This is a genomic window from Streptomyces sp. NPDC087428, assembly GCF_044744085.1.
GTDB lineage: Bacteria > Actinomycetota > Actinomycetes > Streptomycetales > Streptomycetaceae > Streptomyces.
This window is the reverse complement of record NZ_JBIUXR010000007.1, coordinates 316,138-334,633: the sequence shown is the minus strand read 5'-3', so window position 1 is coordinate 334,633 and position 18,496 is coordinate 316,138. Positions and strand designations below refer to the sequence as shown.

17 protein-coding genes are annotated in these 18,496 nt (G+C 70.5%); 9 read left to right on the top strand and 8 right to left on the bottom strand.

What is annotated here, in order from left to right:
• Window positions 1-241 precede the first annotated feature (241 nt).
• Window positions 242-964 carry a sulfite exporter TauE/SafE family protein gene (locus ACIO3R_RS17515; RefSeq protein ID WP_402106506.1) on the top strand — a complete coding sequence of 241 codons (723 nt, stop codon included), beginning with the start codon at window positions 242-244 and terminating at the stop codon, window positions 962-964.
• 105 nt (window positions 965-1,069) lie between these two features.
• On the opposite strand, the gene ACIO3R_RS17510 is transcribed toward ACIO3R_RS17515, so the two are convergent.
• Both ACIO3R_RS17510 and ACIO3R_RS17505 read right to left on the bottom strand, forming a co-directional pair.
• A complete protein-coding gene (locus ACIO3R_RS17510) occupies window positions 1,070-1,480 on the bottom strand; it encodes a VOC family protein (protein WP_402106503.1) in 411 nt (136 codons plus the stop codon).
• A 171-nt stretch (window positions 1,481-1,651) separates the two neighbouring features.
• Window positions 1,652-2,839: a helix-turn-helix domain-containing protein gene (locus tag ACIO3R_RS17505; protein WP_402106501.1), complete on the bottom strand. Its 1,188-nt coding sequence runs from the start codon at window positions 2,837-2,839 to the stop codon at window positions 1,652-1,654.
• A 123-nt stretch (window positions 2,840-2,962) separates the two neighbouring features.
• Between ACIO3R_RS17505 and ACIO3R_RS17500 the strand changes: the two genes are divergently transcribed.
• Genes ACIO3R_RS17500 through ACIO3R_RS17485 form a run of 4 tightly spaced genes read left to right on the top strand, consistent with a single transcriptional unit; the run spans window position 2,963 to window position 10,103 of the window.
• Window positions 2,963-3,559, top strand: a complete 597-nt coding sequence (locus tag ACIO3R_RS17500) for a toll/interleukin-1 receptor domain-containing protein (RefSeq protein ID WP_402106498.1) — start codon at window positions 2,963-2,965, stop codon at window positions 3,557-3,559.
• Between the two features lie 10 nt (window positions 3,560-3,569).
• Window positions 3,570-5,783: a PQQ-binding-like beta-propeller repeat protein gene (locus ACIO3R_RS17495; RefSeq protein WP_402106496.1), complete on the top strand. Its 2,214-nt coding sequence runs from the start codon at window positions 3,570-3,572 to the stop codon at window positions 5,781-5,783.
• A 16-nt stretch (window positions 5,784-5,799) separates the two neighbouring features.
• Window positions 5,800-6,231: a hypothetical protein gene (locus ACIO3R_RS17490; RefSeq protein ID WP_402106493.1), complete on the top strand. Its 432-nt coding sequence runs from the start codon at window positions 5,800-5,802 to the stop codon at window positions 6,229-6,231.
• Window positions 6,228-10,103, top strand: a complete 3,876-nt coding sequence (locus tag ACIO3R_RS17485) for an NACHT and WD repeat domain-containing protein (protein ID WP_402106490.1) — start codon at window positions 6,228-6,230, stop codon at window positions 10,101-10,103. The genes ACIO3R_RS17490 and ACIO3R_RS17485 overlap by 4 nt, the downstream gene beginning before the upstream one ends.
• A 48-nt stretch (window positions 10,104-10,151) precedes the next feature.
• Here the strand turns inward: ACIO3R_RS17485 and ACIO3R_RS17480 are convergent, their stop codons facing one another.
• The gene (locus ACIO3R_RS17480; RefSeq protein ID WP_385029347.1) at window positions 10,152-10,451 is read right to left on the bottom strand and encodes a DUF397 domain-containing protein; all 300 of its coding nucleotides are present in this window, start codon (window positions 10,449-10,451) and stop codon (window positions 10,152-10,154) included.
• The gene (locus ACIO3R_RS17475; protein WP_385029435.1) at window positions 10,448-11,233 is read right to left on the bottom strand and encodes a Scr1 family TA system antitoxin-like transcriptional regulator; all 786 of its coding nucleotides are present in this window, start codon (window positions 11,231-11,233) and stop codon (window positions 10,448-10,450) included. Before ACIO3R_RS17475 ends, ACIO3R_RS17480 begins: the two co-directional genes overlap by 4 nt.
• Window positions 11,234-11,723: 490 nt before the next feature.
• On the opposite strand from ACIO3R_RS17475, the gene ACIO3R_RS17470 reads away from it, so the two are divergent.
• Both ACIO3R_RS17470 and ACIO3R_RS17465 read left to right on the top strand, forming a co-directional pair.
• Entirely contained in the window at window positions 11,724-12,650 is a 927-nt protein-coding gene (locus tag ACIO3R_RS17470) for a MarR family transcriptional regulator (RefSeq protein WP_402106487.1), read from the top strand.
• 51 nt (window positions 12,651-12,701) lie between these two features.
• On the top strand, window positions 12,702-13,979 hold the full coding sequence (locus ACIO3R_RS17465; RefSeq protein WP_402106485.1) for an ATP/GTP-binding protein: 1,278 nt from the start codon (window positions 12,702-12,704) through the stop codon (window positions 13,977-13,979).
• Window positions 13,980-13,996: 17 nt separating this feature from the next.
• Here ACIO3R_RS17465 and ACIO3R_RS17460 read toward each other — a convergent pair whose 3' ends face one another.
• The 4 genes from ACIO3R_RS17460 to ACIO3R_RS17445 form a co-directional block, all read right to left on the bottom strand.
• Entirely contained in the window at window positions 13,997-14,539 is a 543-nt protein-coding gene (locus ACIO3R_RS17460) for a GNAT family N-acetyltransferase (protein ID WP_385346774.1), read from the bottom strand.
• A 53-nt stretch (window positions 14,540-14,592) separates the two neighbouring features.
• Entirely contained in the window at window positions 14,593-14,949 is a 357-nt protein-coding gene (locus tag ACIO3R_RS17455; protein ID WP_385029336.1) for a DoxX family protein, read from the bottom strand.
• A gap of 114 nt (window positions 14,950-15,063) precedes the next feature.
• On the bottom strand, window positions 15,064-15,645 hold the full coding sequence (locus ACIO3R_RS17450; protein WP_385029334.1) for a TetR/AcrR family transcriptional regulator: 582 nt from the start codon (window positions 15,643-15,645) through the stop codon (window positions 15,064-15,066).
• Window positions 15,633-16,370, bottom strand: a complete 738-nt coding sequence (locus tag ACIO3R_RS17445) for an enoyl-CoA hydratase family protein (protein WP_402106482.1) — start codon at window positions 16,368-16,370, stop codon at window positions 15,633-15,635. The genes ACIO3R_RS17450 and ACIO3R_RS17445 overlap by 13 nt, the downstream gene beginning before the upstream one ends.
• Before the next feature lie 332 nt (window positions 16,371-16,702).
• Between ACIO3R_RS17445 and ACIO3R_RS17440 the strand changes: the two genes are divergently transcribed.
• Complete coding sequence (locus ACIO3R_RS17440) at window positions 16,703-17,083, top strand: hypothetical protein (RefSeq protein ID WP_402106479.1); 381 nt, start codon at window positions 16,703-16,705, stop codon at window positions 17,081-17,083.
• 4 nt (window positions 17,084-17,087) lie between these two features.
• The gene (locus tag ACIO3R_RS17435) at window positions 17,088-18,479 is read left to right on the top strand and encodes a caspase family protein (RefSeq protein ID WP_402106477.1); all 1,392 of its coding nucleotides are present in this window, start codon (window positions 17,088-17,090) and stop codon (window positions 18,477-18,479) included.
• The last annotated feature ends 17 nt before the right edge of the window (window positions 18,480-18,496 follow it).

Below are 18,496 nucleotides of genomic sequence, written 5' to 3'. Positions count from 1 at the left end.
GACTCCGTGATCCGCGCCCCGCACGCAGTGACTCCTCCGGGGACCGTCCGCGCAGCCGTGCCGACCGATTGACGGGGATACCCTCAGATGCGTTCACCGTGCACCCGCCCCTGTGGTGAACGCTCCGAAGCCCACCGCACTGCCGTCCGCCCGGCGGAGAGGGGAGTCCCCGTGCGCCCGCACGTTCAGCTCCTCGACGGCGTCGTCCGTGACGACGAGCAGCGAATGGCTCCGGCGACCGATGACTGACCTCCTGCCCCTCGCCGTCACCGCCGTCGGCGTCTTCCTGCTGGCCGCGCTCGCCCAGGCCGTGACGGGCTTCGGCGCCGCCCTGGTCGCCGTCCCCCTCCTCACGCTCGTGGTCGACCCGGTGACCGCGGTCGTCGCGGCCACCACGGTCAGCCTCGTCCTCACCGCCGGCTCCTGGCGGCGCGAGCGCCTCCACGTGGATACCGGGCAGGCCAGGCGCCTCACGCTCGCCGGAGTCCTCGGCATGCCGCTCGGCCTGATCGCACTCGCCCTCTCCGACGAGCACACCCTCTCGCTGCTCATCGGTGTCGCGCTGCTGGTGCTGGTCGGGCTGCTGTCGTTCGGCGTGCGGCTTCCCGAGGGAAACGTCACGACGTGGACAGCCGGTTTCCTCAGCGGTGGACTCCTCACCTCGACCGGCATGAACGGCCCTCCACTGGTGCTGGCGTTGCAGGGGCTCGAACCCCGCCGCTACCGGGCGACGTTGCAGGCCGTCTTCTGCGGCCAGGACGTGGTCGCGGTCGCCATCTTCGTCGCGCTGGGACACGTCTCCCCCACCGCGCTGCTCCTGACCGCGGCAGGTGTACTGGGCCTGCCGCTGGGCTGGGCCATGGGTGACCGTGTCTTCCGGCGGGTCCCGGCGCAACGCTTCCGGCCGATCGTGCTCGGTGGCCTCGGCGTCATCGCGCTGATCATGCTGGCGGGCGGCTCCTGACCCGGGGGCCCGCCCTCGCTGACGGCCGCCTCGCCCGGACGCCGATGCCCGCCCCGAGAGGCGAATCCCACCTCCTGGGCGTGAGCGGCTCCACCCGTCCGGAGCCTAGGAGTTGGACCAGTTCCTGGTGGAGAGCACCAGGAGATATCCGTCCGGGTCCCGGACCGTCACGCCCCAGGTGTCCCAGTACGGATTGTGCGCGGGTACCCGCTTGCCGCCGTGCAGTTCGAGCCGCTCCACGAGGGTGTCCGGCACCGGTTCACCGAGGTAGACGACCAGCAGGTCCTCGGGGGTGGGGCGCGGTTCGGTGGGGGCGGCGGGGTCGTGTACGAGTTCCAGGTGCCAGGCCGCGTCCGGCCAGCCGACCATCAGCAACGCGTGCCGGCCCGGCGTGCCGTCGGCCTCGTGCCGGTACAGGATGTCGAGCCCGAGCCCGGAGACCCAGAAGCGTTCTGCGGCCCGGAGATCGCGTGACGGACGGGCGATGCGTACGTGCGCCGCGGCGTTGGCGGGCATGGGACGGCCTCCTGACGGGCGCGGACCGGCCGTGGGCCGGCCGGTGCTCGGCGACGGATCCTAACGAGCGGGCGCCCGTGCGCGCATCGGCCGTTCGGCCCAGGACGCCGGAATGCGCGGCCGGTCGCCCTCGGCGGCCGGTCGCCCTCGGCGGCCGGTCGCCCTCGGCGGTCAGCCGCTCGCGAGGTCCGCCGACGCTTCGATGAGGGCGAGTTGGCCCGTGCTGGCTCTGCGGGTCCGGGCCTGTTCCACGAAACGGCCCAGCTCCGCGCGGACGGTGGCCGAGTCGATGCGCTTGATCACGGGCAGCGTGGCCTCGACGATCTGACAGGCGCCGTCGAGGCGGCCGGCCCCGGCCAGGGCTGTCGCCTGCCGGACCGCGAAGCGGGCCTGGGAGTTGCTGTCCGCCGGGGCGGCCGGCCGGTGCTCGGCGGCGAAGAGGTCGGCGGCCAGCTCGAAGCGGCGGAGGCTGAGCATGCAGGACGCCTCGACGAGCCGGGGGTTGCCGTTCTCGACGCGCGGGCCCCAGTGAGGGGTCCGGTGGCCGATGACCTCGGCGGCGTGGCTGCTGAACCGCTCCAGCGCCTCCCGGCAGGCCACCGCGTCGCCACGGCGCGCGTGCCCCTGGGCCGCGCGGCGCGCGGCGTGCGCGCGGATCACCGGGGTGGCCGCCGGGTGCCCGGCCGCCCGGTCGGCGAATCCGATCGCCGCATCGGTGTCACCGCGGTGCTGGGCGATGAACGCCTTGCGGACCAGGGCGTACGCGGCCACCGTTTCGTCCCCGCCCTGTGCGCCCCAGCGGACGGCGAGGTTCGTCCAGCGCAACGCCTCCGCGGGATTCCCCGCCTCCTGTGCCATCCACCCCGTGTACTCGGCGAACCTCGATGCCAGCAGCCAGATCTCGGCCCGCTGCTCGCCGACGGCGTGCGGTCCGGCGTCCGTCAGGATGTGCGTGATCGACTTCATCGAGGCGGTGACGAACCTCGGGCCGGTGGATCTGCCGATGTCCTTGAGGTCCCACAGGACCCGCTCGTATCCGGCGACCACGGGACCGGCCTCGACGACGTCCTCGACCCGGGCGGCGCGGCGGCCGGACCCGGCCAGCTCGACGAGTTCCCCGCCGGTGCCGAAGGCCGCGTCGCAGGCCGCCGCCACAGCGGGCGTCGGGTTGCGCAGCCCGCTCTCCAGGTTGCAGATCTGCCCTTCGGACACGTTCGCGCGGCGGGCGAACTCGCGCACGCTCCACCCCTGACGTGCACGGAGTGTGGCCAGGACGACCCCGAAGTCGCCCGGCGGCAGCGGCGTGCCGGCCGGCCTCCCTGCCGGGACCGTCCCTGCCGCGCTGTCCGCCGGATCCATACCCGCCAGCGTACGGAGCCTCGCGGCCGCTATTCAATCCCCGGCGAATAGGCGCCGAGCGTGTACTCCGCACCCGGGGTGAGCACGATCCTGACGTCAAGGCTCGTCAGAGAGGGGGCAATTGTGCCGCGCATCTTCCTCAGCTTTCGCAAAGCGGACTCCCGGTGGATGCGGGACCGCGTCTACCGCACGCTGTCCGACCGTTTGGGTGCCGCCGAGATCTTCAAGTCGGGCCAGTCGATCCCGCCCGGGGCCGATTACGCCGAGATCCTGCGGCGGCAGGCCGCCGAGTGCGAGCTCATGTGCGTACTGATCGGGCCGGGGTGGCTCGACGCACGGGGCGAGGACGGTGTGCGGCTCCTGGACCGGGCTCACGACTGGGTCCGGCTGGAGATCGCGACAGCTCTGCGGGCGGGAAACCGCGTCGTCCCGGTCCTTCTGGGTGACGCGACGACGCTGCCCGACGCCTCGGCGCTGCCGGCCGAGATCGCGCAACTGGCGCGCCTGCAGTTCCTCCGCGTTCCGGAGACCCATCTGCCGGACGGGCTGGACCACTTGGGCGACGCGGTGACCGATCTCCTGCCCCGTACCGATGCCGCGACCGGACCCGGGCGCGGCGCGGCACCGGCCGCGGAGCCGTCCATGACCATGACGGCCCATGTGTCCGGCGGCGGCAACGCCTACCAGGCGGCCCGTGACCAGACGATCAGGCCGGCGTGAGGGGCGGACGATGAATCATCCCGGAGCGGACGGTGCTCACCGGATCGGGCCGTACACGCTGCTCGCACGACAGGGCGCGGTCGGCGGGAACGAGGTCTTTTCGGCCCGCACGGACGAGGGGCTGCTCGTCACGGTCACGGTCGTGGGGCCCGCACTCGCCGCGGACCCGGGGTTCCGGGACCGGTTCGGGGCCGCCGTCGAGGCGGCACGGGCGCTGTCCGGTGCCTTCCTCGTACCGGTGGTGGATGCCGACGCCGACGCGCCGGTTCCGTGGCTGGCGACCCGGTTCACCGCCGGAGTGCCGCTCCGGCAGGCGGTGGACCGGCACGGCTCGCTGTCCGAACCGACTCTGCGGATGCTCGCCGACGGCCTCGCCCAGGCCCTGGCCGTGCTCCACGCGGCCGGGACGGTCCACGGCGGCGTGACCCCGGACTCGGTACTGCTGACCATGGACGGGCCCCGCATCACCGCCCTGGGCATGGCGGGAGCCACCGCGAGCCCGGCGCCCGCGCCGACGGACGACATGTTCGACCTCGGGTCGACCGTGCTGTTCGCGGCTTGCGGCGACGAGCCGGACACGGGCGCCCTCCCGGTGTCGCTGCGCGACGTGATCGGCGGCTGCCTGTACCCGGACCCGCCGGACCGTCCCACCGCCGAACAGCTCGTCGACTACCTGCGGCATCAGAACCTGCCTGCCCTACAGGGCAGTTGGCTGCCGCCGGCGGTGACCGCCGACATGGCCGCCGCGGCCGCGGCCGTGGGGTCGGTGTCCGCCGGGGGCGGCGCCCGGGACCCGGTTCCTCCGCCGGCGGCGACCGCCGGCCCGGGTGTCAGCCGCCGGAAGCTGATCATCGCTCTGGCCGGAGGCGTGGCCGTACTCGGCGGAGGAGCGGCGGCACTCGCCTTCTCGGGCGACTCGTCACCGGCGCCCGACGGCCGGGCCGGCTCTACTTCGCGGCCGCCCTCTCCGTCAGGCGTCCGCTCCCCGTCGGCCTCCTCCGCGTCACCGTCCTCGACGGACGGGCCGGCGCAGATCGTCCTGGACGGCCCCGACGCCACCAAGGCCTGGTCAGGCACCGGAAAGAACGCTCCCACCTGCCTGGAGGCGTCCGACAAGGTGGTCATGGTGGTCACGGACGCCGCCACGTCCTTCCTGGACGCCGAGACCGGGGACTCCGTGTTCCAGAAGCTGAACACGACCAACCAGTACGGCACGAGCATGTTCACGTACCCGACGGCGTACGCGGACGGAGTGTTCTACCTGCTCTGCGACACACCGAGTAAGTCAGGCCTGCTGGCGGCGTTCGACGCCGGCAGCGGGAAGGTGAAGTGGGCGACCAAGATGGCCGACGCCGAGCCCGGCGGCGGCAAGCATCTGACGATGTACTCCAGCCACTATGTGGCGGCCGCGGGGAACACCGTGTACGTGTGCGGGAATGTGACGGACATATCGAAGTCGTCCTCGGACAAGGATCCGAGCACCGGATATATCCGTGCGTTCGACGCCGCGACGGGGAAGGGACTGTGGCGGGTCAAGGGCACCGACATCAACAACGTGCTCGTGCCGCCCTCCGGTTCCCGCCTGCTGGCCACCTCGGCCGTTCCGGGCGAGAAGCCCGGCCGCGTCCAGATGATCGACGCCGGCCGGAAGGGCGCGCGCGGCTGGAACGTCTCCGTGCAGCGCGACGCGTACTACTTCTCCCCCGGGTGGCCGCTGACGTGCTACGCCGACGGGCTGTTCCTCTTCGCCGGCGGCAACGGCAACAAACTGTTCGCCGTCGACGCGGCCACGGGCAGCGAGAAGTGGCATCAGCGCTTCGACGCGAAGAACGGGGACGAGGTCCGTATCGGCATCCCGTTCTCCAGCCCGGACGGCGCGACCGTCTTCGTACCGGTCGGCAGTGACCTGGCCGCCCTGGCCACGGCCGACGGCACGATCCAGTGGGTCGCGACGCTCGAAGGGGCCAACGACATGGGCGGCGCCAACACATTCACCGCCTCCTCCGGGTTGGGCGGCAAGGGCGCGCAGTGTTCGGCCGACACCGTCTTCGCCACCGACGGCGCCAAGACGCTGTGGGCCATCGACGCGGCCACCGGCAGGGCCCGGTGGAAATACAACGACCCCGGACAGCCGGACGTCGGGTTCATGTGGGCAGTGGGCGGCGACCACGTGTTCATCGCCTCCCACCTGACCATGACCGCGATCGCGGCCCACGCACGGTAGGGGACAAGGAGAAGACATGGAGACGAGTGTGGAACTCGCCGGCCTGGCATCGGCGGCCGCGGCGCGCCTGATCGATCTGCTGACGACGGACGGCTGGGCCGCGGTCAGGTCCTCGGTCCTGTCGCTGTGGCGGTCCGCGCACCCGGAGCGGGTCGATGACGAACTCACGGACGCGCGCGGCGAGTTGCTGGAGGCGCGGCGGACGGGGGGCGGCGAGGAACTCCAGGGGCTCCTGGTCGCCGAGTGGCAGGCCCGCATCATCCGGCTCCTGGCCACGCGGCCGGACGCCGTCGCCGAGCTGCGCGCGCTGCTCGGCGAGGAACTGAGCGCCGCCGGAACCCCGGAACAGCAGATCACGGGCTCGATGACGCTGGAGGCACACGTCTCCGACGGCGACGCGTTCCTGGCCGGCCGGGACATGACCGTCACCAGGGGCGGAGAGGCATGACGGAGCGCGGCACCGGGGCCCCGACCCCGGACGGGCCACCCCTCTGGCAGCCGAAACACCTGGAGGCGAGCACGACCGACGGCGGCGACATCTACCAGGTCGGCCGCGACCTCCACTTTCATCACCGCGACGAGGGGCGCAGAACCGTGCCCGGCCCCGGCTCCGACCAAGTGCTGTGCCCGTACCCGGGCTTGGCCCCGTTCGGCGGGCAGTACAAGCAGTGGTTCTACGGCCGTGAGCGCATGGTTCACCTCGTGTGCGAGCGGATGGACGCCCGGCTGCGTGAGGGCGGCCCCCTAGTGCTGATCGGCCCCTCGGGCGCCGGGAAGTCGTCCCTGCTGTCGGCCGGGGTACTGCCGGCCCTGGACGCCGGCCGGCTCCCGGTGGCGGGTTCGAGCGCCTGGCCACGGCTGCTGCTGACCCCGACGGCGACCCCGGCCCTGGCGCTGGCGACGGCTGCCGGGCTCGACGCCGAGACCGCCCTGCGCACGGCACCGGAGTGGCGGGCCGATCCCGCACGGTGCCTTGCCGAGCTGCGCGAGATCACCAAGGCCGGGGAGTCCCCCTCGGCGGGCCTGGTCGTCGTGGTCGACCAGTTCGAGGAGATCTTCACGGCCTGCAACGACGAGGCCGAACGGAAGTGGCTCATCGACGTGCTCGACCGTCTGGCCCGCCCCACGGGCGGTGCGGTCGTGGTGCTGGGAGTGCGCGCGGACTTCTATGCCGCGTGCACGGCCCATCCGCAGCTCATGGCGGCGCTCCGGGCCGGACCGGTCCTGCTGGAGCCGATGACGGAGGACGAACTCAAGGACGCGATCCGCCGCCCGGCCGGCAACGTGGGGCTCACGGTCGAAGAGGGCCTGGTCGAGGTGCTGCTGGCGGACCTGGGCGCGGTCGGCAGACCGCTCGGCAGGAACGCCACGGGCCGGCTGCCGCTGCTCGCACACGCACTGCGGGCCACCTGGCAGCAGCGCCACGGCCACACGCTCACGGTGGACGGATACCGCGTCACCGGCGGCATACAGGGCGCCATCGCCAACACGGCGGACCGGCTCTACGACACTCTGCCGCTGCCCTGCCACGAGGCCGCGCGGTGGGTGTTCCTGCGGCTGGTCATCGTGGGACGCGACGCCGACGACAGCCGACGGCGCGTCCGGTACGAGGAGCTGCTGCGTCACGCGCCGGACCGGGACGCGGCCGTCAGAGTGCTGGACGACTTCACCCGTGGCCGGCTGCTGACCCGGGACCAGGACACGGTGGTGATGACACACGAGGTGCTCATCCGCGCCTGGCCCCTGTTGCAGGACTGGATCCAGCACGACCGCAGCGGGAACCTCGTACGACAGGATCTGGAGGAGGCGGCCGCGCTCTGGGAGCAGGCGGGCCGGGAGGCAGCCGCGCTGTACCGCGGCATCCGCCTGGAGACCGCCCTCGCCTGGGCGGACACGCACGGGCCGGAGCTCAGTGCCGTCGACCGGGCCTTCCTGGCGGCCGCCCGCCACCACCAGCGGCGCGGGCAACAGCTCCGGCGCGCCGCGGTCGCCACCATCACCACCCTGGCCGTGCTCGCCTCGATGGCAGCCGTGTTCGCCTTCCGGCAGGAGTCCCACGCCCGGGATTCCGCCACCGATGCCCTGCGCTCCCGCGACAAGGCCGTCAACGCCGCCGTCGCCTCCACGTCCGTCCAACTGGCACAGAGCGATCCCTCACTGTCCGCTCAACTCGCGCTGACCGCGCACCGCATGGACCCGACCCCGGAGGCGGCGTCCCGGCTCATCTCGACCGAGAACATCCCGCTGGCCACCCGGCTTCCCGGCCCGCGCGGCGCGGTGTACACCGTGGCCTACAGCCCCGACGGGCACATGCTGGCTGCCGGGAACGTCTACCAGAACCTCGTCCGGCTGTGGGACGTCTCCGATCCCGGCCGTCCGGTGTCGCTGGGCCGACCCGTACCCATGGACGGTTCCGTCGATTCGATCCTGTCGCTCGCGTTCAGCCCGGACGGCCGAGTGCTGGCAGTAGGTGGCCACACCAACCACAACGGCGACAACGGTTCCGGCGGATTCGTCGACCTGTGGAGCCTGACCAGCCCCAGTCACCCGGTGGGGCTCGGCCGGCTGAAGAGTCCCGCTATCCAGGGCCTGGACGCCATGGGCGCCGTCGAGTCGCTGGTGTTCAGTCCCGACGGCCGTACCCTGGCCGCCGAATGGCACGCCGGACTCATCAGCTTCTGGAACGTCACCCGCCCCGACCACGTCGATCCCGCGAAGGCGCCCCTGAACCTGAAGTGCCCAGATGTCTACTCAGATCGCATCACGTTCAGCCCCACCGGGCACACCCTGGCCGCCGCATGCAACGACAAGGCCGGCACCATCAGCCTGTGGAACACCACGGACCCGGCCCAACCCGGCCAGATCGGCAAGACCCTGAAGGTCGGGCAGCGCGTCGACTCCCTGGCGTTCAGCCCAGGGGGCCGCACCCTGGCCGCCGGCACCGGCGACAGCAAGGTCCGTCTGTGGAAGGTATCCGACACCGGCCACCTCACCCCCCTGGGCAAGCCGCTGACGGGTCCCGACCGGCCTGTCATGTCGGTGGCGTTCAGCCCCGACGGCCACACCCTGGCCGCCGGAAGCGCCGACCACACCATCCATCTGTGGAACGTCACCCACCCCAGGACCATCGGCCCTCTGGGCCGGCCGCTGACCGGTCCCGGTGACTCGGTGACCAGCGTGGTGTTCAGCCCGGACAGCCGCACCCTCGCCGCCGGGAACACCGACGGCAACGTCGATCTGTGGCATCTGCCGCCGACCCGGATCATCGGCGCCGGCGGCAATGTGGCATCCGTGGCGTTCAGCCCCGACGGGCACACCCTGGCCGCCGGAAACCAGAACGCCACCGTCTCGCTGTGGAACACCACCGACCCGAACAACCCCGCTCCCCAAGGTGATCCGCTCACCGGCCCCAAGCACCCGGTCGACGCGGTGGCGTTCAGCCCGGACGGGCACACCCTGGCCGCAGGCGACGGCGGCGGCACCGTCACGTTGTGGAACACCACCGACCCCAGCCATCCCGTGCGCATCCCCAAGACCCTCACCGGGGCGGACGGGCTCATCTTCTCCCTGGCGTTCAGCCCCGACGGCCATACCCTGGCTGCGGCCGGCGACAACGAGCTCGGCCACATCGCCCTGTGGGACATCAGCGACCCCGCAAACCCCGCCTACCCGTCCAACATCTCCAATTCGGGCACCGCGTCCGTCCAGTCCCTGGCGTTCAGCCGCGACGGCACGATGCTGGCGGCCGGCGGCGACGGCAGCAACGGCACCGTCGGACTGTGGAGCACGACGGACCTCGGCACCCGCATCGGGGAGCCGATCAAGCAGCCGACCGGCACCAGCACCTGGGTGGCGTTCAGCCCGGACGGCCGCACGCTCGCCACCGGGAACAGCCGCGGCACCATCACGCTGTGGAATGCCACCGACCCCAACCACCTCACGCGCAGGGGAAGCCCCCTGACCGTGCCCGACGGCAGCATGTGGTCGGTGGCGTTCAGCCCGGACGGGCACACGCTCGCAGCGGCAGGCGCCACCGACAGCGGCACCATCAACCTGTGGAACGTCACCGATCCCGACCGCCCCACCACCATCGGCCGGCCGCTGACCGTGGAGACCGGAGCCGTCGCCGTTCTGGCGTTCAGCCCGGACGGTCACACCCTGGCCGCCACCACGGACGACGGTGTGGCCACGCTCTGGGACCTACGAGCCAAGTCCGCCATCAACCGCATCTGCGCAGCGAGTTCCGGCGCCCTGAGCCGACAGCAGTGGAGCCGGTACGTTCCCGAACTGCCCTACGACCCACCGTGTGCGACCACCTGACAAGGGACAACGATCGACTGAAGCAGTCCCCCACGGCGCCCCCAGTGCTCAGCGGCCCACGTGTGCGGTGAACGCGGCCCAGGCGGCGGGCGGGAGGGCGAGTTCCGGGCCCTCGGGGTGCTTGGAGTCGCGGACGTGTACGGCGGCGGGGTGCGCGGCGACTTCGACGCAGGCGCCGCCCTCGCTGCCACTGTGCCTGGACTTCTTCCAGGCGTAGCCGACTTCGAGGCACTGGCCGCCCTCGTCGCCGCTGTAGCTGGACTTCCGCCACTCGTAGGCGACTTCGAGGCAGGCGCCTCCCTCGTCGCTGCTGTAGCTGGACTTGAACCACGCGCGTGCAGTGCTCATTGCTCTCCCAGCAGACGGTCCAACAGGCCCAGGGTGTCGGCGGGGCTGAGGGCCTGAGCTCGCAGCATCGCATATTTCTGGGCCAGGATGCTGATCTCATCAGGGTCAGCGACGAGCAGGCTGCCGCGCTGGGTCTCGGAGTAGGCGACCTGTTGAAAGTCGGGTGTCTCCAACAGGATGAAGGGGCCGGCAAGCGCGGCATGGGTCCGGTGGCTCAGCGGGAGAATCTGAAGGCTGACCCCTGGCAGCGTTCCACACCTACGCAGATGGCGGAGCTGCTCCACATGCGGTTCTTCGTCAACGAGTTGAAGCCTCACTACCGGCTCCCAGATGACGAAGCTGATCGTCGGCGGTTCGCTGCGGTGCAGGATCTCCTGGCGTTCCAGCCGGGAAGCGGTCTGGATCGCGATCTTCTCCTCGCTGAACACGGGGACCCGGTTGCGGAAGACCGCCCGAGCGTAGGCCTCGGTCTGGAGGAGTCCGGGCAGGACCTGGTTGTCGTACCAGGAGAGGGCCAGCGCCGTCCGCTCCAGGTCCATGTACTGCTCGGCCCATGCCGGTACGAGGTCGATCTCCGGCATGTTCTCCACCGCCGTGGCCAGCGCGCCCTTCGTCTCCAGCAACTGGTCCAGCCGGCTCGCCAGATCCGGGAGGAGCGAGCGGCGGCCCTGCTCGATGGAGGCGATCGTCTCCACCTGCACTCCCACCGCATCAGCGAGTTGGGCCTGCGTCAGCCCCGCCGCCACGCGGAACAGGCCGAGCAGCTTGCCCACGAGTTTCATGGCCGAGGCGTTCTTGCGCTGCCGATTACTGGGGTGCATACGGTCCCCACTCCCACCCTTGTCCGTGGTTCACGCCTCGGCGCACTCGTACAGGAAATCTGTACGGGTGCCCTGCCGCCGGGCGTCCCGGCCACGAGGCTCGTGGCTCGAAACTCGCAGCTCGGGGCTCGGGTCCCGGGCTTCGGGAGGGGCGGTTCACTCGTTCGAGCGTACGGAGGGGCAGGTCGGCCCGGGTCTTGGGGCTTGGGATTCGAGCTGCGAGATTCGAGCTGCGAGGTTCGAGCGTCTTCTTTTAACCGGCGGGGAAAGAAGGGTGGTTGGGAAGACCCTCCTGACCTCCCTGACCCGTCACGGCCAGCAAGTATGACTAATGGTGACAGCTTGCGACGGTGCGTGGCGACTGTCTACGGTGCGAGAACTGAACGACCCCGACGCGGTGTTCCCACACCGGCCGGGGTCTGACCTCCAAGATCGAAAGAGACCCGATCTCGTGGCTGTTGAGCACTTTAGTCCCGCCGTGTCCGCGTCCGCAGTGTCGCCCCCGTACCCGATGGCCCGTCCCGGTTACGGCAAGCGATCCGTTCCGGAGCAACTCTCCTCCAGCGCGGCTGACTTCGACTCGCTGCCCTTGCGGGAGCGGTATGTCGCCGCGTTCATCGAGCGGCTGCCCGAGGGCGCCACGATGAGCGTGAAGGCCCTCGCCAAACAGATCCCGCTGTACGGGCAGCAGGCCGTCAGCTCCGCCCTGACCGCGCTGTCGGTGGCCGGACACCTGCGGCGCGTACGGTGCGCGGTCGGCGCCGGAGACCAGGTGCGGTGGGTGTTCCGGACCTACTGGTCACGGACCGCCCACGACAACGAATGGTGGACGAACCACCTGACCCCCGAACCCGCTCCCGCTCCCGAGCCGGTCCCCGTGCCCGTACGGGAACCGGCGCACCAGCCCGCGCGGGACACGGTCCCCGCCCACACTCCCGCGTACCTCGCGCTGGCCGGGATCGGGCGGGCCGACGCGCGCCTCGCGCTCTCCGCCGCCGACTGCACGGCCCTGGAAGCCCTGGCCGAGCGCTGGTTCGCACGCGGCGTGAACGCCGACTACCTCACCCGCGCCCTCACCACCGGACTCCCCGCCCGCGTCGACTCACCCGTCGGCTTCGTCCGCCGCCGCCTCCACGACAAAATCCCGCCCGCACTCCCCACACCGCCGCCCGCCGGAACCCCCGTCCGGCGCGTGATGATGGAGTGCACCGAATGCGGCACCCCCGGCCACCCCGAAGCACTCCCCGACGGCCTCTGCCACCCCTGCCGACACCCCGAACCCGACACCACCCACACCCAGGCCACCCCGCCCGCCGAAGCCGAACGCGACGTCACCCAACGCGTCGCCGGACTCCGCGACCTCCTCAAGGCGCCCTGAGTCGAACGCTCTCGCCCGGTCTCGCCCCACTGCCGTGAAGGGAGGGTCCAGATGCTGCTGAACTTCAGAATGTCGAACCATCGCTCGATCCGCGAGGAACAAGAACTCCAGCTTCATCCCGCCTACGACGCGGACCGTCCTACGGGTACGGACTGGGCCGCAGTCCCCGTGGCGGGCCTCTTCGGTGCCAACGCCGCAGGGAAATCGAACCTCGTGGGCGCACTGGGGTACATGGCCGGGATGGTCCTGAACTCGCATCGCGACGCGGAGCCCGGTGGGGGCATCGCCCGCAGCGCGTTCCGCCTGGACGCCTCGGCTGCCGACGAGCCGTCCTGGTACGTGGTGGATCTCTCGCTGGACGGGGTGCGCTACACCTACGGCTTCAGCATCGACGACGAGCAAGTCCTCGACGAATGGCTCTACAGCTACCCGCTCGGTAAGAAGCGCAAGGTCTTCGAGCGCTCCGAGGGCGAAGTGAATCCGGGTGACACACAGGCCAGACGTGAACTGGAACTGGTCGAGAACATCACCGAATCGAATGTGCTGTTCCTGACCATGGCCGCACGCTCCAAGCAGCAGGACTTCCGCCCCGTCTACGACTGGTTCGCGACAGGCCTGAAGTTCAGCGAGGGCCGCATGCGCCCGCCACTGGGAATCGCTCCGGGGACGCCGGGACCGGCCTGGGACACTCCTGGCCTCCTGGCTCTCCTGCGCTCCGCCGACCTGGGTATCGAGACGTACGGCACCGAACGTCAGGTCCTGGACGAGGAAGCCCTGCGTCGGCTGTACGGCGGACGGGTACCCCAGCGTGAGCTCGCCAGGCTGGCGGAACGAGGACCGCGGGAGACCGTGCGACCGTGGATCGGCCACCGCGGGCGCACCGGCGTAGTCCGCATGGAACTCCACGAGCAGTCCGCGGGCACCAAGGCGCTGCTGGAGCTGGCCCCGCGATTTCTGTCCGTACTGCGCCGAGGTGGCACGCTCGTCGTCGACGAGATCGACTCCAGCCTTCACCCACTGCTCACCACCCAGCTCATCAAGCTCTTCCAGGAGCCGAGGACCAACCCGCGCGGCGCACAACTCGTCTTCACCTCCCACGACGCCAGCCTGCTCTGCCGTGTCGACGGCGAGGACATCCTCAAGCGGGACCAGGTGTGGTTCGTGGAGAAGGGCCGGTACGGGGAGACGAGACTGTTCGCCCTGTCCGAGTTCAAACCACGCGCCGGCGAGAACCACGAGCGCCGCTACCTGGGAGGCAGCTACGGCGGAGTGCCGTTCATCGACGAGAACCTGTGGAAGCTCGCGCTCGCCGTCGGCGGGCCGCAATAGGGCCGCGCCCCGCACCCTCAGGGACGGTCCAGGCCCCACGTCTGTAGAACGTAGGGCCGCCCCTTCTCCTCGCCCTCGATCAGCGGGACGTCGAGCAGGCTGAAGCCCGCCCTCGTGGCTGCCCCGACGCTGGCGGCGTTGTCGGCCTCAAGCTCCAGGATCACCTGTTCCGCCCCCAGCTCCTCGAAGGCGTACGCGGCCATCACCCGTACCGCCCGTGCGGCCAGACCGTGGCCCCGGTGGGCCGGGCCGACCGCATAGCCGAGTTCCGTGCCCTCGGGGGCGCGTCGCAGCATCACCTCGCCGAGCGGGGCGCCGCCGTCCACGGTGATCGCGAGCAGGATGGTCGAGCCCTCCTCCCGCAGGCGCCGGGCCTTGTCCAGGCGGTCCCGGGCGGCCTCCGCGTCGAAGGGCGAGACGATCGGGGTCCAGTGCGCGACGTCGGCGTGGTCGAACAGGTCCGGCATCGCGGCCAGATCGGTCTCCGTCCAGTCGCGCAGGACGAGGCCCTCCCCCGTGAGCTCGATCCGGTCGGGAAAGGGTGACGTGGTGCTGCTCATGGTGCGGGGCCTCCCTGGCGTGTTCAGGACGGATCAGGATATCCGTACCGCGGCTACCGGGCCCCGTGGTCGAGCAGCCCCAGCACCAGGACGGCCGCCGCCGTGGCGAGGAACACGATGCCGCCCACGATGTCGCGGGAGCCCACCCGCAGGTGGGCGATGATCGCGCCGATGAAGTAGAGGATGAGGCCGGCGGCGGCGAGGGTGCCCAGGAGCGGGACGGCGAGTCCCGCGAGCAGGCCCACGGTGCCCGCCGCGAGCAGCGACCCGAGCACCGGCACCCATCTGCGGTGGATGCCCTTCATGTCCGCCTGGGTCTTGGGGTATTCGTGGCCGATCAGGTAGGTGACGGCGGCGGCTCCGTTGAAGACGGCGCCGAGGATGGTGACCGTGAGGTAGGCGGCGTACACGATGTCTCCGATTCGTTCGGTTCGGTGGGGAACGGTGGTGCCCGGTGCTCCCTTGCGGGAGGCCGTTTCCCTGAACGACGGAACCGGTGGCCCGGCTTGTGACATCGCCCCCTCTCAGCCGCCCAGCGCGTCCTCGATCATCGCGGCCCACTGCGCCACCACGCGGCGGCGGCGGGCCGTGTCGTCGGTGAGGACGTTGGCCAGGCCCAGGCCGCGGGCCATGTCCAGGAGGCCCTGGACCGTTTCGCGTACGCCGGGGCGGTCCTCGTCGGCGTGCAGGAGGCCGACGGCGATGCGGTGGGTCTCGCGGCCGACGCGGGCTTCGAGTTCGGTGACGCGGGGGCGGAGCTGTTCCTCGTTGGAGGCGGCGACCCAGAGCTGGAGGGCGGCGCGGAACAGCGGGCCGGTGTAGAGGTCGACGAGGGCGGCGACGACCTCGGCGCGATCCTGGTCGGGGAGGGCGCGCAGGGCGGCGGAGCGTTCCTCCGCGACGTACTCGACGGCGGCGGTGAACAGGTCCTCGCGGGTGGGGAAGTGGTGCTGGGCGGCGCCGCGCGAGACCCCGGCGCGTTCGGCGACGACGGAGACGGTGGAGCCTGCCCAGCCGTGTTCGGCCAGGCAGGAGACCGCGGCCTCCAGGAGGCCGCGGCGGGTGGCGCGGCTGCGGTCCTGTTTGGGGGGTGTCAGAGCCGCCATGCAGGGTCCCGTCGTTCGAGGAAGGCCGTCATCCCCTCCCGTGCCCCGTCGGAGGCGAAGAGTGCGGCGGAGCGTGCGATCAGGTCTTCGGCGTCCTGGTCGAAAGTCTCCAGCACAGTAGCCGTGACCAGCTCCTTCGATGCGGCCAGCCCCTGGGGCGAGGCCCTGCGCAGTCCATCGAGTACCGGTACGAGCGCCTTGTCCACGTCCTCGGCGGCGAGGGTGACGAGGCCGGTCCTGGCGGCTTCGGTCGCGTCGAAGCGTTCGCCGGTGAGGTAGTAGCGGGCTGCGGCGCGGGGGTCCAGGCGGGGCAGCAGGGGCAGGGAGATGACGGCGGGGGCGAGCCCGAGGCGTGATTCGGTGAGGGCGAAGGAGGAGTCGGGTCCGGCGACCGAGATGTCGCAGGCGCCGAGCAGGCCGAGCCCGCCCGCCCGGACGTGTCCGGTGACCCGGGCGACGACCGGTTTGGGCAGGGTGACGACGCGTCGCATGAGGGCGACGAAGGCATGCGGGTCGGCCGGTGCCTTCAGGTCGGCGCCCGCGCAGAACGTGTTGCCGGTGTGGGTGAGGACCACCGCCCGGACGCTCCGGTCGGTCGCGCAGGCGTCGAGGGCCTCGGTCAGTGCGGCCACGAGCGGGGCGCTCAGCGCGTTGCGGTTGGCCGGGGAGTCGAGGGTGAGGGTGGTGATGCCGCGCTCGTGGGCGGGTGGGGCGAGCCAACTCATCCGATGGGTCTCCCTCTGCTTCTGCCCGGCCGGAGCGTCGAGCGTGGCACCACGGACAAGAACAATCAAGCGCGCTTGCATGATTTGTGCGAGCGCGATGTCCGGGCAGCCCCGCGCCGGACCTCATCCGGCGCGCGCCCTCGACCGAACGCTCCACCGGGCTTCGCCCGGCCGCACCGGGCATCGGCCGGAAGCCGGCTCGACCAGCTCGGCAGCTCCCCCAAGGTGCACAGAACAAGATGCGCAGAAGCAAGATGCGTAGAGAGACCCATACGCCGCGAACGTTTCAGAAGCCGCCCACGGGAAGTACGGGTTCTGCAAGGATGATTCCCATGTCTGAGACGAATGCGACGTCCACCGAGCTGAGGCTGACAGTCTCCGGAACAGAGGCCCTGGAACACCTCCGCGCCCTACGCGAATGGCTGACCCTTGAGGAAGCACTCCGTGGGCGGCTGACGCTGCACGGCGAGGCTCCGGAACCGGGCCACATGGGCACGTCCATGGACGTTCTGATGGTGGCTCTCGGATCGGGCGGCGCCGGCGCCGTACTGGCGCGCTCCCTGACAACCTGGCTGGTCCAGCGGCGCTCCGACATCAAGGTCACGGTGCGGGCGCCGGACGGGGGGCACGTCGAAGTGGACGTCAAACGGGCCGCGGATCCAGCACGGGTGATCGCGGAGGTGCACACACTGCTGGGCCAGTTGGAGAGTTGAAGCAATGTCCAAGCCCTGGACGCCCGACGGGGCTTCCTCCCGTGCGCTGCTGATCGGCGTATCGGACTACAAGTCCCCCGGCCTGGAGCAGATTCCCGCCGTACGGAACAACCTCGACGCACTCAAGGACGCCCTCTCCGGCGAACGCGGCCTGCTCCCCCCGGGACACATCCGCGTCCTCGGCGCAAACGGCACCCCGGTCGACGAAGCCTTGATCGGCGGGGAACTCGCCTCCGCCCGACGCGAGGCCGAAGACCTGCTGCTCATCTACTACGCCGGCCACGGTCTGCTCGACGACGACGGCCTTCTCCACCTGGCCGTCACGGACACCGACCCCGACCCCGGCCACGCCGGCTACACCGCTCTCCCCTTCCAGCTCCTCAAACAGGAACTGGCACAATCCCGCGCCAAGGCAAGGGTCCTCGTGCTCGACTGCTGCTTCTCCGGCCGAGCCGTAGCCGCCATGAGCCCCCAGCACACCCTCCTCGCCGGCCAACTCGACCTGAACGGCACCTACACACTCACCTCCACCACAGCAACCGCCCCCTCACACGCCCCACCCGGCGCCCACCACACCGCCTTCACCGAAGCCCTCCTGAGCGCCCTCACCCAACCCGAAGCACACACCCTCGACGACATCTACCAACACATCGACCAAAAACTGAACAGCACCGGCCTGCCCCGCCCCCAAGCCCGATCGGTCAACGCAGCCAGCAACCTCGTCCTCACCCGCGGACCAGTCAAAACAAAACCCCCCACCACCCACACACCCACACCCACACACCCACCCGGCCCACCAGAAGTACGATTCAGCCGAAACGGAACCCTGAGAGCCCGTATCGTACCCGCAATTATCGGCACCGCACTTCTCCTCCTCAGCGGATTAAGTGCTTACGGAGCCTACAAGCACGACCTCACAATTCTCCTCTTCATGGTATTCCTCCTTCCGGTCGCGCTGCTGTCATTCTGGAGCGCTTTCAGTAAGCGCACATATTTGGAAATCAATGATTCCGGCCTGAAGATCGGATATCACAAAACTTCCCCGAGCGAGATCTCCTGGCAGCATGTCTCCTACGTCGGCATACTGCGCCACTACACCTACGAGGGCAAAAATAAGGTAATCCGGGCGGGGAATGAGCAGGCTCTCCTGGTCATCCGGCTACGACAGCCCGCCACGCCTCCCCCTGGAAGCACCTCCCTCCATGCGGGCCCATTCCGAAAAATTTCTCTTTCTCTTCAACGTATCGATCACATCGGCTGCGAAGTCGCGAATGTCGAAGCCGACCCGATGTGGCTTCGGGAGGCAATCGAACGCCTTAGCGGACTGCCGTGCAAATCTGACCTGGAGCTCTACGCCCTCGACCCGCGACTCAAGCCCACAGCGCCGAGTTCATAGATTCAACAAGGTGCGCA